At 73.0% G+C, this 14,504-nt stretch carries 13 protein-coding genes; 7 read left to right on the top strand and 6 right to left on the bottom strand.

The window, feature by feature from the left end:
- Positions 1–10: 10 nt before the first annotated feature.
- A complete protein-coding gene (locus COUCH_RS28310; RefSeq protein WP_249608266.1) occupies positions 11–607 on the bottom strand; it encodes a hypothetical protein in 597 nt (198 codons plus the stop codon).
- Between the two features lie 86 nt (positions 608–693).
- Positions 694–933, bottom strand: coding sequence for a hypothetical protein (locus COUCH_RS28305; protein WP_249608265.1), 240 nt, complete (start codon positions 931–933; stop codon positions 694–696).
- Between the two features lie 162 nt (positions 934–1,095).
- On the opposite strand from COUCH_RS28305, the gene COUCH_RS28300 reads away from it, so the two are divergent.
- From COUCH_RS28300 to COUCH_RS28285, 4 genes are read left to right on the top strand one after another with little or no spacing between them, the layout of a single operon-like run.
- On the top strand, positions 1,096–1,470 hold the full coding sequence (locus COUCH_RS28300; RefSeq protein ID WP_249613823.1) for a response regulator transcription factor: 375 nt from the start codon (positions 1,096–1,098) through the stop codon (positions 1,468–1,470).
- Between the two features lie 10 nt (positions 1,471–1,480).
- Complete coding sequence (locus tag COUCH_RS28295) at positions 1,481–3,472, top strand: ATP-binding protein (RefSeq protein WP_249608264.1); 1,992 nt, start codon at positions 1,481–1,483, stop codon at positions 3,470–3,472.
- Between the two features lie 47 nt (positions 3,473–3,519).
- Positions 3,520–4,560: a LacI family DNA-binding transcriptional regulator gene (locus tag COUCH_RS28290; RefSeq protein ID WP_249608263.1), complete on the top strand. Its 1,041-nt coding sequence runs from the start codon at positions 3,520–3,522 to the stop codon at positions 4,558–4,560.
- Between the two features lie 32 nt (positions 4,561–4,592).
- The gene (locus COUCH_RS28285; RefSeq protein WP_249608262.1) at positions 4,593–6,269 is read left to right on the top strand and encodes a glycoside hydrolase family 13 protein; all 1,677 of its coding nucleotides are present in this window, start codon (positions 4,593–4,595) and stop codon (positions 6,267–6,269) included.
- Positions 6,270–6,272: 3 nt separating this feature from the next.
- Here COUCH_RS28285 and COUCH_RS28280 read toward each other — a convergent pair whose 3' ends face one another.
- Complete coding sequence (locus COUCH_RS28280) at positions 6,273–8,075, bottom strand: M4 family metallopeptidase (RefSeq protein WP_249608261.1); 1,803 nt, start codon at positions 8,073–8,075, stop codon at positions 6,273–6,275.
- 147 nt (positions 8,076–8,222) lie between these two features.
- On the opposite strand from COUCH_RS28280, the gene COUCH_RS28275 reads away from it, so the two are divergent.
- The 3 genes from COUCH_RS28275 to COUCH_RS28265 all read left to right on the top strand — a co-directional run bounded on the left by COUCH_RS28275 (position 8,223) and on the right by COUCH_RS28265 (position 10,634).
- Complete coding sequence (locus COUCH_RS28275; RefSeq protein ID WP_249608260.1) at positions 8,223–8,501, top strand: SCO0607 family lipoprotein; 279 nt, start codon at positions 8,223–8,225, stop codon at positions 8,499–8,501.
- 1,139 nt (positions 8,502–9,640) lie between these two features.
- Positions 9,641–10,132: a GNAT family N-acetyltransferase gene (locus tag COUCH_RS28270; protein WP_249608259.1), complete on the top strand. Its 492-nt coding sequence runs from the start codon at positions 9,641–9,643 to the stop codon at positions 10,130–10,132.
- 109 nt (positions 10,133–10,241) lie between these two features.
- The gene (locus tag COUCH_RS28265; RefSeq protein ID WP_249608258.1) at positions 10,242–10,634 is read left to right on the top strand and encodes a VOC family protein; all 393 of its coding nucleotides are present in this window, start codon (positions 10,242–10,244) and stop codon (positions 10,632–10,634) included.
- Positions 10,635–10,723: 89 nt separating this feature from the next.
- Here the strand turns inward: COUCH_RS28265 and COUCH_RS28260 are convergent, their stop codons facing one another.
- From COUCH_RS28260 to COUCH_RS28250, 3 genes are read right to left on the bottom strand one after another with little or no spacing between them, the layout of a single operon-like run.
- Complete coding sequence (locus tag COUCH_RS28260; protein ID WP_249608257.1) at positions 10,724–11,932, bottom strand: pyridoxal phosphate-dependent aminotransferase; 1,209 nt, start codon at positions 11,930–11,932, stop codon at positions 10,724–10,726.
- A 28-nt stretch (positions 11,933–11,960) separates the two neighbouring features.
- Positions 11,961–12,728, bottom strand: coding sequence for a 3-hydroxybutyrate dehydrogenase (locus tag COUCH_RS28255; RefSeq protein WP_249608256.1), 768 nt, complete (start codon positions 12,726–12,728; stop codon positions 11,961–11,963).
- Between the two features lie 32 nt (positions 12,729–12,760).
- Positions 12,761–14,437 carry a sensor histidine kinase gene (locus COUCH_RS28250; RefSeq protein ID WP_249608255.1) on the bottom strand — a complete coding sequence of 559 codons (1,677 nt, stop codon included), beginning with the start codon at positions 14,435–14,437 and terminating at the stop codon, positions 12,761–12,763.
- Between the last annotated feature and the right edge of the window lie 67 nt (positions 14,438–14,504).

Below are 14,504 nucleotides of genomic sequence, written 5' to 3'. Positions count from 1 at the left end.
GGCAGGCAGCTTACGGGCCGTCGCGGTAGCAGCGCCACCCCTGCGGGCCCGCGCCGCCGGGCAGATCCGCCCACGCGGCCGTGCCGTAGCGCCAGCGGCACATGGCGTCCATGTCGATCGGCACCGGCTCGCGTGCGAACCGCCCGCAGACCCAGCCGGCGGAGGTGGACACCGCGAGGGTGCGCCGGCCGACGGTCGCGCGGCAATAGCCGGTGAGCAGTCCGGGCAGCTGGGCGGGGGCCGCCGGGCCGAGGAGCACGGGCGCCGCGCTGGGCGTCGGTGTCGCCGAGGGGGACGGCGACTTGCGCACCTGGGCGAGGGCCCGCAGCGGCCGCCGGGTCGCCGTCGGCGGCGGCTCCGGTGCGGCGGTCGGGAGGCCGGGCCGGGGGAGGGAGATCCCCGGCAACGGTACGGCGGCCTGCGGCGTACCGCCGGCATCGTGCAGCAGCGGGGGAACGGTGGCGGCCAGGGCCAGCAGCGCGGCGGCGACGACGGCCCACGGCCAGCGCCGGCTCGATACGGCGAGCAGGTGACGCGGTGTAGTAGTCCCGATGCTGAGCCGGATCGTCCCGGGCGCCCTGTGTCGGCCGGTGACCTGCTCGACCACGACGGCCGCACCTCCCTGGGGGCATGGGTTACCGGTCAGGAACCTCACCCACGGTAATTTCCCGGCGGTGGTGCGGCGTCAGACGTTCAGGCGGCCTCGTACGCCGTCCGTACCGCCCGGCGGGCCCAGCGCATCCGGCCGAGCGCGCAGTCCGGGTGCTCGCCGAACTCCTGCGCCACCCGGGCGGCGCACCCGCCGGCGCCCAGGCGCTGGACGGTGGCGGTCACCACGGCGCGGATCAGCTCCGGCGTCGGCTGCTCCGAGCGCTGCACGTCGGAGGCGAACAGCGCCTCGATGCGGATGTCGTCCGGTTCCACGGCGGTCATGGGGTCCTCCTGTCGTGGTGGTCGCCTCGTCTGGGACCAGCACACCGGGCCGGGGCTGCAGGGGAAGCTGCGCGGCAGTTGCCATGCGGTTGCGCCGAGAGGCCGCCGGGGAGGGGATCAACCGGATATTCTGCGTGGAAGTGACGAATCATGGGGGGAACCGTGACGGTGGTCCTGGTCGCCGACGACGACGCCGACATCCGTGACCTGGTTGCGTTCAAGCTCGAACAGGCCGGGCTCGAGGTGGTCGCGGTCGAGGACGGGCAGGCCGCCCTCGAGCAGGCCCGCGCGCGCCGGCCCGCGCTCGCCGTGCTCGACGTCTCCATGCCCGGGCTGTCCGGCATCGACGTGTGCCGGATGCTGCGGGCCGACCCGGCCACCGCCGGCATGCTGATCATCATGCTCACCGCCCGGGTGCAGGAGCAGGACGTCGAGGGCGGCTTCAGCGCGGGCGCCGACGACTACGTGACCAAGCCGTTCAGCCCGCGGGAGCTGGTGTCGCGGATCCAGGCGCTGCTCAGCCGGGCCCGGGCCTGACGACCCGCCGATGCGCCGGGACCGGTCCGTCGGCCGCCTGCTCACCCGCGCGTTCGGCCTGCTGGTCGCGCTGATCGTGGTCTCCGGGGCGGCCGAGACGACCGCCCTGATCATGCAGCGCCGGGTGGTGGACGAGCTGTCGTCGCACGTGCAGCCGCTCGAGCTGGCCAACGCGGAGATGCACAGCGTGCTGGCCGACGCCCAGCGCAGCCTGCGGGGGTACCTGCTCACCGGCGACGGGCAGCTGCTCGACACGTACTACGTCGCGCGCAGCTCGTACGCGCTGACCGGCCGGAAGCTGCGCAACCTCGCGCAGGAGCGGGAGACCGACCGGGTGAACCGTCAGCTGCAACGGGCCGACGCGTGGTGGGTGCTGGCCGAGCGGCAGCGCGAGGCCCCGCCGCGCAGCGAGGCCGCGGCCGGGTACGTGACCGAGGGCAAGCGGCTGTTCCAGGAGTTCGCCGCCGAGAACCGGGCGTTCGACACGGACCTGGCCGGCCGGGTGGCCGACCTGCAGGAGCGCAGCGCCCGGCTGAGCGTGGTGACGACGGTCGTGGTGGTGGTGCTGACGCTGCTGGCGGCCGTCACCGCCGCGCTGGCCGCCGTGCATGCGGCCGGGCGCATCACCCGGCCGCTGGCGCGGGTCGTCTCGGTCATCGACCGGCGCCGCTCCGGTGAGCTGGACCTGCGCGCCGACGCGAGCGCGGGTCCGACCGAGATCCAGGCCGTCGCGCAGGCCGTCAACGAGATGGCCGAGCGGGGCGACCGGATCCGCCGCGCCGAGCAGGACGTGGCCCGGTTGCGCGCGCAGGTGCGGCAGCTCGGCTACCGGATCCGCGCGCACCTCAGGGTGGAGGACGCGATCCACGAGGCCGTACAGGGCCTGGCGGAGATCATCGGTGCCGACCACGTACTGGTCCGCATGGCGCCCGGGCAGACCGACGTGCCGCCGCTGGTCAGCCTGCACGACGAGCACGTCGGCGGGGTGCTCAAGGAGCTCGCGGACTGCGACGTCGGCTGGCTCAGCCACGGCGACGTGTGGGCCACCGACGACCCGACGGCCGCCGGGGACGTCCAGCCGACCGAGGCCGAGCGTCGCGCCTGGGCGGCGGTCGGCGACGGCCCGGTGCTCACCGTCGCGGTCAGCGGGGGCGACGAACGCATCGGGGCGCTCACGCTGATCCGGGACGGCGGGCCGGGCTGGACCCCGGTGGACATCCGGCTGGTCGAGAACATCGCCGTGGACCTGGGCCGCGGGGTGCACCACGCCCGGCTGTACGAGCGCGAGCAGCACCTCGTGGCCCGGCTGCAGGAGCTGGACACCGCCAAGAACGACTTCATGTCGACGGTCTCGCACGAGCTGCGTACGCCGCTGACCAGCATCGCGGGCTACGTGGAGCTGCTGCTGGACGCCGAGGCCGGCGAGCTCGGGCCGGCGCAGCAACGGATGCTGCAGGTGATCGGGCGCAACACCCGCCGGCTGCGCGAGCTCATCGAGGACATGCTGATCCTGTCGAAGATCGAGTCGGGCGCCTTCCGGACCTCGCGCGCGCCGGTCGACCTGGTGGTCGTCGCGGAGCAGGCCCTGGCCGCGATCGCCCCAGCGGCGGCGAAGGCCACGGTGGAGCTGCGGACGGAGATGGAGCGGCCGCTGGAGCTGTCGGCGGACGCGGAGCAGGTCGACCGGGTCCTGATGAACCTGCTCTCCAACGCCGTGAAGTTCACCCCGGCCGGCGGGACCGTCACGCTCGCGGCCCGCCGGGCGGACGACGAGGTGGTGCTCGTGGTGGCCGACACCGGGATCGGCATCCCGGCCGGCGAGCAGCAGTCATTGTTCGGCCGCTTCTTCCGCGCGAGCAACGCGATCCGCGAGGCCATCCCCGGAACGGGCCTCGGCCTGGCGATCGTGCGGACCATCGTGGACAACCACGGCGGGCGCATCGAGGTGGCGTCCACCGCGGGCGAGGGCACCACGGTCACGGTCCGGCTGCCCGTGCAGTAGCTGGGATATCGTAGGCGCCCACCCACGACTGCGAGGTTTGTGAGCCCATGCCGTCGAGACGGGCCGGCGGCAAGCCGACGTCCAGCGATGTCGCCGCCGCGGCCGGGGTCTCCCGGTCCGCGGTGTCGTTCGCGTTCAACAACCCGCACCGCATCTCCGCCGCGACCCGCGACCGCATCCTCGCGGTGGCCGAGGAGATCGGTTACACCCCCAACACGCTGGCGCGGATGCTGCAGGCGGGCACCACGAACTCGCTCGGCGTGCTGCTGCCGCAACGGCTGGCGCGGATCCTGGAGAACCCGTACTACGCCCGGTTCCTCATGGGTGTCGGGCAGATCTGCGACCAGGAGGGCTACACGCTGCTGCTCAGCCCGCCGCTGCAGGACTCGGTGCTCAAGGCCATCCCGTACGCGGCGGTCGACGGCTTCGTCGTGTGCGGGCTGGAGACCGACCGGGGCGAGGTGGCGGAGCTGGAGCGGCGCGGCATCCCGTTCGTGCTCATCGACAGCGACCGGTACGAGGGCGCGCCCAGCGTGGACGTCGACGACCACGCCGGCGCCCGCGAGGTCACCCGGCACCTGCTGGAGCTGGGGCACCGGCGGCTGGCCGTGCTCTCCATGGATCCCGGCCCGGACGCGGCCGAGCGCGGCTACCGGGGGCCGCTGGCGCGGCGCCTGGCCGGCATCGCCGAGGCACTGGCGGGCGCGGGGCTGAGCATGGCGGACGTGACGCTGGCCGAGGTGCCGGTGACCCGGACGGACGGCTACCGCGCGACCCGCCGGATGATGGAACAGGACCGGCCGACGGCGATCCTGGCGCTGTCCGACGTGCTCGCGTACGGCGCCGTCGACGCCTGTCAGGAGCTGGGCATCGACGTGCCCGGGCGGGTCTCGGTGACCGGCTTCGACGACCTCGCCGAGTCCGCGTGGTTCCGGCCGCGGCTGACCACCGTACGCCAGCCGATCGTGACCAAGGGCCGGACCGCCGCCGGCTTCCTCATCTCCGCGATCCGGGGCGAGGACCAGCACCCGCACCAGGTGCTCGGCACGTCGCTCGTGGTCAGAGATTCCACGGCCGCCCCCATGTAACACGTGTTAGTAACGTGCTAGCGTCCTCCGCCATGACCTCAGTGATCGATCGGCGGGAGGGCTCCGCCGTCGCCGTGCCCGTCTCCTGGTGGCGGGACGCGGTCATCTACCAGATCTACCCGCGCAGCTTCGCCGACTCGGACGGCGACGGCATGGGCGACCTGCCGGGCATCCGCGGCCGGTTGCCGTACCTGCGGGACCTCGGCGTCGACGCCGTGTGGCTCTCGCCCTTCTACGCCTCCCCGCAGGCCGACGCCGGCTACGACGTCGCCGACTACCGGACGGTCGACCCGGTGTTCGGCACCCTCGCCGACGCGCAGGGGCTGATCGCCGACGCCCACGACCTCGGGCTGCGGGTCATCGTCGACCTCGTCCCCAACCACTCGTCCGACCGGCACGAGTGGTTCCGGCGCGCCCTCGCCGAGGGACCCGGCTCGCCGTTCCGCGACCGCTACCACTTCCGGCCCGGCCGGGGCGCCGGCGGCGAGCTGCCGCCCAACGACTGGCCGTCCATCTTCGGCGGACCCGCCTGGACCCGCACCGCGAACCCCGACGGCACGCCGGGCGAGTGGTACCTGCACCTGTTCGCCCCCGAGCAGCCCGACTTCGACTGGGACCACCCGGCGGTCGCCGACGAGTTCCGGACGATCCTGCGGTTCTGGCTCGATCTGGGCGTCGACGGCTTCCGCATCGACGTCGCGCACGGGCTGGTCAAGGCGCAGGGCCTGCCCGACCTCGGCGTCGAGACCCAGTGGCACCTGCTCGACGTCGGCGTCAGCCCCTGCTTCGACCGCGACGGGGTGCACGACATCTACCGCAGCTGGCGGCGCATCCTCGACGAGTACCCCGGCGAGCGCATCGCCGTCGCCGAGGCCTGGGCGCCGACGCTGGAGCGCGTCGCCGCGTACGTGCGCCCCGACGAGCTGCACCAGGCGTTCAACTTCAGCTACCTCGGCACCGGCTGGAACGTCGCGGACCAGCGCCGGATGATCGACGCCTCGCTGGCAGCGATGCGCGCGGTCGGCGCCCCCGCCACCTGGACGCTGTCCAACCACGACGTGGTCCGGCACACCAACCGCCTGCTGCAGGCCGACGACGGTGACGTCGCCGGCCGCCGCCCCACCGCCGTCGACCCGGTCGCCGGGCTGCGCCGGGCCCGCGCCGCCTCCCTGCTGCTGCTCGCGCTGCCCGGGTCGGCGTACCTCTACCAGGGCGAGGAGCTGGGTTTGCCCGAGGTCGTGGACCTGCCCCCGGAGGTACGCCAGGACCCGGCGTTCCACCGCGCCGCCGGCCAGGACGGTTACCGCGACGGCTGCCGCGTGCCGATACCGTGGCACGGCGACCGGGCCCCGTACGGCTTCGGTCCCGACGGCGGTCCCAGCTGGCTGCCGCAGCCGCCGGCCTGGGCGCAGCTCAGCGTGGCGGCGCAGGAGAACGCGCCCGGCTCCACGCTGTCGCTGTACCGGGCCGCCCTGGCGATCCGCCGCTCGCACCCGGGCCTCGGCGCGCCCGACAACCTGCGGTGGGCCGACGCCCCCGCGGACGTGCTGACGTTCGACCGCGACGGCTTCCGGTGCACGGTCAACATGGGCGCCGCGCCGGTCCGCGTCGACCGGGCCGGCGAGGTGCTGCTCGCCAGCGGGCCGATCGACGCCGGCCCGGACGCGGTCGTCCTGCCGCCGGACACCGCCGTCTGGTGGTCGCGCTGAGGCTCAGCTGATCCCGACCGCGGCGTAGGCGCCCCGGATCGCGGCCACCTTCGCGTCGCGGTCCGGGCTCCCGCCGAAGTACGTCAGCGCCACGTCCACGATCGCCTGCAACGCCTGCGAGAACGTGGCCAGCGGCACGAGCCGGGCCATCCCCAGGTAGGTCAGCACGGCCACGTCCTCCACGGTGAACACCCGCTGCCCGTTCTCGGTCGTGGTCAGCAGGTTGTGCGCCGCCTTGTTGTGGATGTTGCTGTTCACGTGCACCCAGCCCGAGTCGTTGAGCTGCGGGTGCGGCGCCTCACCCGGCGCCAGCGCGCGGAAGTCGTCCATGTGGGCCGGGTCGCCCAGGCGCTTCGGGTCGGCGAAGTCGCGCAGCGGCTCCCCGTTCGGGCCCAGGCCGGCGCCGATCTCCCAGGACCACGTGCCGACGTCGTGGCGGTCCGGCGCCGTGTACCAGTTGTTGATGATCACGCCCGCGATGTCCGCGAAGGACTCGTTGAGCGCGCCCGACTGGGTCGCGTACACCAGGTTCGAGGTCGTCTCGACCACGCCGTGGGTGAGCTCGTGGCCGATGACGTCCAGGAAGCGCGACAGGCTCACCAGCCGGCCGTCTGCGCCGCGGATCTGGCCGTACCACATGCGGCCCTGCGACCAGAAGGCGTTCTTCAGCACCGGCGGGGTGCCGAACCCGGTCGCCGTCGTGTTGACCATCGAGACGAGGACCATGCCCTGGCCGTCGATGCCGTCCCGCTGCAGCACCGACTTGTAGAAGTCCTGGACCCGGCACGCGTTGAGGTGCGCGGAGACCGCGGCCCGGTTCGTGGTGCCGTAGTCGCTGCCGGTGGCCACGACCGCGCGCTCCGGCACCGGCGGGTCCTGGAAGATGTCGGCGAACTGGATGTCGTACGTGCGCACCGAGCGCAACGGGTCGTCCATCTGGCAGGCCGAGCCGTCGGACTCCAGCCGGCCGAAGAAGGTCTGCTTCACGTCGTCCTCGTCCACGCCCGAGCACCGGGTGGGCTGGGGGAGCGGCGCGGCCAGCGCGACGTTGCTGTAGAAGAACAGGATCTCGCCGTCGTGCGCGTCGACCAGATAGTTGACGCTCGCGCGGATCGGGCGGGGGCCGAGACCGTGCCCGCGCTCCGGGCCACGCGGCGCGTCCGGCGGCGCGGGCGGCTCGGCCGGGAGCGCCTTGAAGAACCACACCAGGTGCCACACGCCGGCCTGCTCGTCCTTGTAGTACATGAGCTTGCCGCCGAGCGCCGCCTCCGCCGGGATCGAGGCGCCGGTGAACCTCGCCACCCGCTCCAGCGCGTCGGTGCGGCTCAGCGACTCCACCGGATCGACACCGGTGACCTCGTCCAGCTGCGCGCTCACGCTGACCAGGTCACGCTCGCCGGTCAGCTCGACCACCGCGCCGGCCCCGAAGATCGGTACGGTGCGGTGCGTCTGGGTGAAGCGCACCTGCTGCGTACCCAGCGCCTTCAGGTCCTCGTCCTTCTTCACGACCAGGCCGGGTACCCGCTCGGGACGCTCGGGCGCCACCACCGACCGCATCGCCGGGCGCTCGTCGCGGCTCAGCAGCGCGTCCAGGTAGAAGCGTGCGGCGGCCTCGTTGCTGGTGAACGCCGGCCCCAGCGCTGACAGATCCAGGTCACCGGCGTCCTCCGGACCCCCGGCGACCTCGGGCTCCCCGTCGGCCCCCGGGCCGGAGCCGAAGGAAGCCGGCGTCCGGGCACCCGTGCGCCGGTCGGCGTCCGCGTCATCGGTGGCGTGATAGTGAAACTCCTCCAGGGCAGCAGCCATGCGAACCCACTCCTCGTCTCGTCCCTGCTCCCCAAGAAGAAACCCGGGGTGGTCACGCGGATACCGTCGCGTCGGGCAGCGGACACCAGACCCTTCTGAGTACGCGTACGGATGACCATCGCCGTGGCGGTGACAAGACTCTGCTGCATGCGTACGCGAATGATCTCGACGGTGTCCGTGGCCGGCCTGGCCGCACTGTTCCTGCTCGGCGGCTGCGCCCAGGACGCGATGTGCTCCTCGGGCGAATACCCGGTCAAGGCGGTCCGCAGCACAACCGGCGGCGCGTGCGTCGCGAACGGCGAGAACCCGCCGGCGGGCTACGTGCGCTATCCCGCGGGCAAGGTCCCGAAGCACGTCGACGACAAGTGGGACAAGTACTGGTCGGAGCACATGCTCGACGAGAAGGGCAACGAGATCGCCCAGTGACACCTCCCCGCGCCGGTGGGTTGGACGGCTGCTCGGTTGGTGGTGGCTCCCAGCCAGGGCATGCCCAACGGTCCCGATCACCCAGCGACTCCGCGCCGCCATGACAGAGCTCGAACCAGACCAGGTGCGCCTCATGCCGATGAGAATGCTCAAGGCGGGGCGAGGGGCAACGCTTTGAAAAGCGGAGGGCCTCGACCGGAATGAGCTGCCGGTCCCCGTGGCGTCGCGGCGCTGCCGCATGCCGATGAGCACACCGTGCTGGGATGTGGTTTTCCGCGGACCGGGAATGCCGTAGAAGTGCCGGGTGACGCTTTTCGTCTGCCTTGAACAAGCGCTTTCGTCGTCGATATCGTTGGCCTCGCCGGTGATTGCCCCGGCTCGGGCGCGGCGACACCCGGCACCACCGGCGGCTCGGCCGTAGCAGGGGGCAGGACCGCCGCTTGTCCGGCCAGGATCCGCGTCGGTGTCGGCTTCGCTGAGCGGTGGGCATCCGCGTTTCGGGCAGATCGGGCTTCCGCAAACTCCGGCATGGATGGTTGCACTGGGCCGGCGTCCGGCCTACGTGGTGATGCTGCTTCGCGGTGTGCCTTCTGCGCCGTCGGGCTGCGGGGGCTCACCGGCCGCTGGGTGTTGCGATCGCCGGAGCGCCGGAGCTTCGCGGCGTGCCTGAGCGCCAACCCGTACGCCCGCCGGCGGGCATGCTCGCGGCGAAACTCCTCTTGGGCGGGAGAATGGCGACGTGACGCAGTCCGATCACGCATCGCATCCAATTCCGCCGGTGAGAACAACTGAAGCCCCCGCATGCAAGAATTGTTCCGCAACGGCACCCGTAGCGGTACTTGACGATCTTTCCAGGAAAGCGACGATGGTCACATGGATGTCGCCTTCGCCAATCGGTGGGAATGATCGGCTTGCGATGCGTTGGCGGCGTCCAGTGCAATGGCTCAAATACTTTTATCCGAGCGTAAGGTGGTGACGAACGCAAGCCCAACTGCCGCTGATGAGGAACGCGGCCGGCGCTCGAGTTGTCACGCGGCTGGCCGATAATGTGTCGCTGCGATGCCGCCGGAATGCTACGAAGGGGCGTGCCCGACTCGACGAACTCTGGTGCTGCCTCGCTACTGGAGACTCCGCGGCTGGTGTTGCGTCGTTGGCGGGACCAGGATCTGGATGGGTTCGCCGCCATCACCGCCCAGCCCGAGGTGATGCGCTTCATCCACGACGGGCGCACGCTGGACCGGCCCGCGACCGCCGAGCGTCTGGCCGTCTATCGGCGGCACTGGGACGAGCACGGCTTCGGCCTGTACGCGGTGGAGATCAAGGAGACCGGTGAGCTGGCCGGGTTCACCGGGCTGGCGGTGCCGGCGTTCCTGCCCGAGATCATGCCGGCCGTGGAGATCGGCTGGCGGCTCGGCCGGGCGTACTGGGGCCGGGGTCTGGCCACCGAGGCGGCCCGGGCCGTGGTCGCCCAGGCCCGCGCCGGGCTCGGCCTGCGGCGGCTGGTCAGCGTCCACGTCGTCGGCAATGAGGCGTCCGCGCGGGTGATGATCAAGCTGGGGATGTCGCTGGAGCGGGAGACCGTGCAGCCGGACACCGGCCGCCGGGTCCGCGTCTACGCGATGGACCTGTAGAGCGAGGCCGGCAGCCCGCGCGCCGGCAGCCCGCGCGCTGGCAGCCGCGCGCCGGGGTAGCCGCGTGCCGGGGCGGCCGGCCCGGCACGGTCTTGCCTACGCTGGTCCGGTGCAGATCGACCTGGTTGCCGTGATCGTTGACGAGTACGACCTGGCCATCGCCTTCTTCGCCGGTGTCCTCGGCTTCGATCTCGTCGAGGATTCACCGTCGGTCACCAATGACGGGCGGCCCAAGCGGTGGGTGGTCGTTCGGCCTCCGGGCGCGCAGACGGGTCTGCTGCTCGCTCGTGCGGACGGGGAACGGCAGGCTGCGGCGATCGGTGATCAGGCGGCCGGCCGGGTCGGGTTCTTTCTTCGGGTCGACGACTTCGACGGGGCGTACCGGAGGATGACGGAAGCCGGGGTGACGTTCGTTCGTGGCCCTCGTGCCGAACCGTACGGACGGGTCGCGGTCTTTCTCGACGTCGCCGGCAACCGGTGGGATCTCCTCGGGGCCCCCTGACGCTCGGGGCCTTGACGCGACGGCGACGCGCCGGCCGATCGCGGCGACTGGAACGATCGCCGGCCCGGGCCAGGGACGGGATTCACCGCCTACTGCCGGTACGTCTCCAGGAAGCGGCGCAGGCGGTCGGTGGCGTCGTCGAGGACGTCCACCGGCGCGAGGAACACCATCCTGATGTGGTCCGGGGTGCGCAGGTTGAAGCCCGTGCCGTGGGAGAGCAGCATCAGCTGCTGCTCCAGCAGGTCGATGATGAGCCGCTGGTCGTCGCGGATCTTGTGGACCTCGGGGTCCAGCCGGGCGAAGAGGTACAGGGCGCCGTCGGGCTTCACGCAGTCCACGCCGGGGATGTCGTTGATCTTGCGCCAGGCGTGGTTGCGCTGCTCGTAGAGGCGCCCGCCCGGGCGGATCAGCGTCTTGATGCTCTGGAAGCCGCCCAGCGCGGTCTGTACGGCGTGCTGCGCGGGCACGTTCGGGCACAGCCGCATGTTGGCCAGCAGCTGGAGACCCTCCACGTACTCGCCGGCCCGGTGCAGCGGGCCGCTGAGCGCCATCCAGCCGGAGCGGAAGCCCGCCGCCCGGTACGTCTTCGACAAGCCGCTCATCGTCAGCACCAGCAGGTCCGGGGCGAGCGCCGCCGCGCACTCGTGCCGGGCGTCGTCGTACAGGATCTTGTCGTAGATCTCGTCGGCCAGGACCAGCAGGTCGTGCCGGCGCGCGATGTCGAGCAGGCCGAGCAGCGTCTGGCGCGAGTAGACCGCGCCGGTCGGGTTGTTCGGGTTGATGATCACCATGGCCCGGGTGTTCGGCGTGATCTGCGCCGCGACGTGCTCCAGGTCCGGCTCCCAGCCCAGCGACTCCTCGCAGCGGTAGTGCACCGGGCGACCCCCGCACAGCGTCACCGCGCCCGTCCACAGCGGGTAGTCGGGGCTCGGCACGAGCACCTCGTCGCCGGTGTTGAGCAGCGCCTGCAACGACATCACGATGAGCTCCGAGACGCCGTTGCCCAGCAGCACGTCGTCGGGCTGGACGCTTTCGACGCCGAGCGTCTGGTAATACTGCGCGACCGCGACCCGGGCCGAGTAGATGCCCCGCGCGTCGCTGTACCCCTCGGCGTCGGCCAGGTTGTGCACCATGTCAGCGACGATGGGCTCGGGTGTGGCGAGCCCCCACGGCGCGGGGTTGCCGAGGTTCAGCTTGAGGATCCGGTGGCCGGCGCTCTCCAGCTCCTGAGCCCGCCGCAGCACCGGGCCGCGGATGTCGTACCGGACGTTCTTGAGCCTGCTCGCCTGCGCCACCATGCCGTCGAGCCTAGGGCACCCGCCGAGCTCAGTGCGCCGTCCAGCCGCCGTCGAGGGGAATCGAGGCCCCGGTGATCAGGGCGGCCACCGGGGTGCACAGGTACGCGGCGAGCTCCGCGACCTCCTCCGGCTCGACCAGACGCTTGATCGCGGCTCGCTCCAGCATGACCGTCTCCACGACCTCCGACTCCGGGATGCCGTGCAGCGCCGCCTGGTCGGCGATCTGCCGGTCGACCAGCGGGGTACGCACGAAGGCCGGGTCGATGCAGTTCGAGGTGACGCCCCGGCCGGCCCCTTCGAGCGCCACCACCTTCGACAGGCCTTCCAGCCCGTGCTTGGCGGCGACGTACGCGGCCTTGTACGGCGACGCGATCAGCCCGTGCACCGAGGAGATGTTGACGACCCGGCCCCACCCGCGGGCGTACATGTGCGGCAGCACCCGGCGCACCAGCCGGAACGGCGCCTCCAGCATGACCGCCTGCAGGTGCCGGAACCGTTCCGGGGGGAATTCCGGCAGCGGCGCGACGAACTGCAGCCCGGCGTTGTTGACGAGCACGTCGACGTCCGCGTCGAGCCCGTCCACCGCGTCCGGGTCGGACAGGTCCGCGGCGATCGCCCGGCCTCCCACGGCCGCCGCGACCTGCCGGGCCGCCGCCTCGTCGACGTCCACCGCGAGCACCCGCGCGCCCGCCGCTGCGAGCCGTACCGCGCACGCCCGCCCGATGCCGCTCCCGGCGCCGGTGACCAGCGCCGTACGCCCCGACAGGTCCAGCCGGACCACCTCTGCCGTTGTCATACCGCTGAACTTACGGTCGGCGGCGGCCCGCGTCAGGTCAGGTCGGCGGCGAGCAGCTCGGGGCCGGCCGCCGGGGCTGCCGTCGTGGCCGGCACGGTGAACCAGAAGATGCTGCCGCCGCCCGGGTTCGGGTCGCAGCCGATCTCACCGCCGTGGCGCCCGATGATGCCGCGGCAGACGGCGAGCCCCAGGCCAGGCCCCGGGTAGCCGTGCGCGGACGGCGCCCGGTGGAACGGGGCGAAGATGCGGGCGCGGTGGTCGTCCGGTACGCCGATCCCGCGGTCCGCGACCTCGATGCGCCACCAGCCGGGGGAGTGCTCGCGCGCGCCGATCGTGATGGTGGCCGTTGCGCCCGGCCGGACGAAGCGGGCGGCGTTGTCGACGAGCCGGCCGAGGACCTCGCCGGTCAGCTCGGCGTCGGCCAGCACCGGGGGCAGGTCCGCGACGTCGATGCACGGCCGCCGGCCCTCGATCGCGTCGAGGCGGGCCGCGACGACGCCGAGCGCCAGCGTGGTGGTGTCGACCGGTTCCGGCTTGAGCGCGGCGTCCTTGGCCGATGCGTACGCGACCAGCTCGTCGACCGTGCCCAGCAGGCGCCGGGTGTTGCCGCCGATGCGCTCGAGGAACCCGCGCGACGCCTCGTCCAGGTGCGGGCCGGTCTCCTCCCGGAGCAGCTCGCTGTAGCCGGCGATGGCGTGCAGCGGGCTGAGCAGGTGCTCGCCGGCCGCCGCGGCGAAGTCGGTGAGGTCGGTGCGGGCGGAGCCGTCGGCGAGCTCGGTCGCCTGCGCGCGGACCTGTCCGGCGGCGGAGTAGCGGCGCACCCGGCCCGCGACCTTGTGCCGGCGGGTCTCCGCGGCCAGCACGGTGCCGGCGAGCAGGAAGCTGAGCGTCACCGCGCCGAGCATCGCGGCGGTCGCGGCGGCGTCCCCGGCGGTCTCCGGCACGGGGTGGACCAGCACCTGCCAGGTGTGGCCGGCCAGCGCCACGTCGATGGTGGCGCCGGTCCCGTCGAGCGGGGCGCCGGACGGCCAGCGCGCGATCTCGCGGGTGGTGCCCTCGGCCCCGGTCGAGGTCAGGGCGGTGGTCACGCCGGTCACCCCGGCGGCGCGCAGGGATTCCGCGAGCAGGTCGCCGGCCCGGACGCTGACCACGACCCAGCCGCGGAACGTGCCGTCGTGCACCGGCGCGACCAGGTCGAAGGCCTGCTGGCGGTGCGCGGGCGGGAGGTCGCGGTCGGCGGGCAGCACGCGCGCGGGCCCGGCGGCCGGGCGGCCGGTGTCCCGGGAGCGGGTCAGGGCGGCGGCGAGGGCGGGCTCGGGGTCCAGGTGCGTACGCGGCGCCGGGGTGGTGCCGTCGAGGCTGCGCTGGACGAGGACGGCCTGCTCGGCGTCGATCAGCACGATCTGCTGCGCGCCCGCGGGCGGGTGGGCGACCAGCCGGGTCACGGTCCGGGCCAGGCCGGCGGGCGGCAGCGTCGCGGCGGCCGCGACGATCGCGTCGACGGTGTCGGCGTAGTGCTGGAACGTCGTGTCGAGCGCGCCGCGTACGGTCGCGGTCCGCAGCTCGAGGGTGGCGGCGGCCGCGTCGCGGTGGGCGTCGGCGAGCCCCGTGGCCGCGGCGGCCCCGGTGCCCAGCCCCAGGGTCAGCACGGCGCCCGCGAGGGCGAAGCCGCGCCGGCCAGGGGAGCCGAACCACCGGGTGATGTGCACGGAGCCTCTATCGGACGTCGCGGGGAGGCGGTTGAGGGACCCGGCCGCCGGTTACCGCATTGCTCCC

The organism is Couchioplanes caeruleus (assembly GCF_023499255.1).
Classification (GTDB): domain Bacteria; phylum Actinomycetota; class Actinomycetes; order Mycobacteriales; family Micromonosporaceae; genus Actinoplanes; species Actinoplanes caeruleus_A.
The sequence above is the reverse complement of the archived record's forward strand: the minus strand, read 5'-3'. Positions and strand labels throughout refer to the sequence as shown.

Bases quoted from the DNA above. Each gene is read 5' to 3' on its own strand.
- COUCH_RS28305 (WP_249608265.1), bottom strand. From the start codon at position 933: ATGACCGCCGTGGAACCGGACGACATCCGCATCGAGGCGCTGTTCGCC.
- COUCH_RS28295 (WP_249608264.1), top strand. From the start codon at position 1,481: ATGCGCCGGGACCGGTCCGTCGGCCGCCTGCTCACCCGCGCGTTCGGC.
- COUCH_RS28290 (WP_249608263.1), top strand. From the start codon at position 3,520: ATGCCGTCGAGACGGGCCGGCGGCAAGCCGACGTCCAGCGATGTCGCC.
- COUCH_RS28285 (WP_249608262.1), top strand. From the start codon at position 4,593: ATGACCTCAGTGATCGATCGGCGGGAGGGCTCCGCCGTCGCCGTGCCC.
- COUCH_RS28280 (WP_249608261.1), bottom strand. From the start codon at position 8,075: ATGGCTGCTGCCCTGGAGGAGTTTCACTATCACGCCACCGATGACGCG.
- COUCH_RS28275 (WP_249608260.1), top strand. From the start codon at position 8,223: ATGCGTACGCGAATGATCTCGACGGTGTCCGTGGCCGGCCTGGCCGCA.
- COUCH_RS28260 (WP_249608257.1), bottom strand. From the start codon at position 11,932: ATGGTGGCGCAGGCGAGCAGGCTCAAGAACGTCCGGTACGACATCCGC.
- COUCH_RS28255 (WP_249608256.1), bottom strand. From the start codon at position 12,728: ATGACAACGGCAGAGGTGGTCCGGCTGGACCTGTCGGGGCGTACGGCG.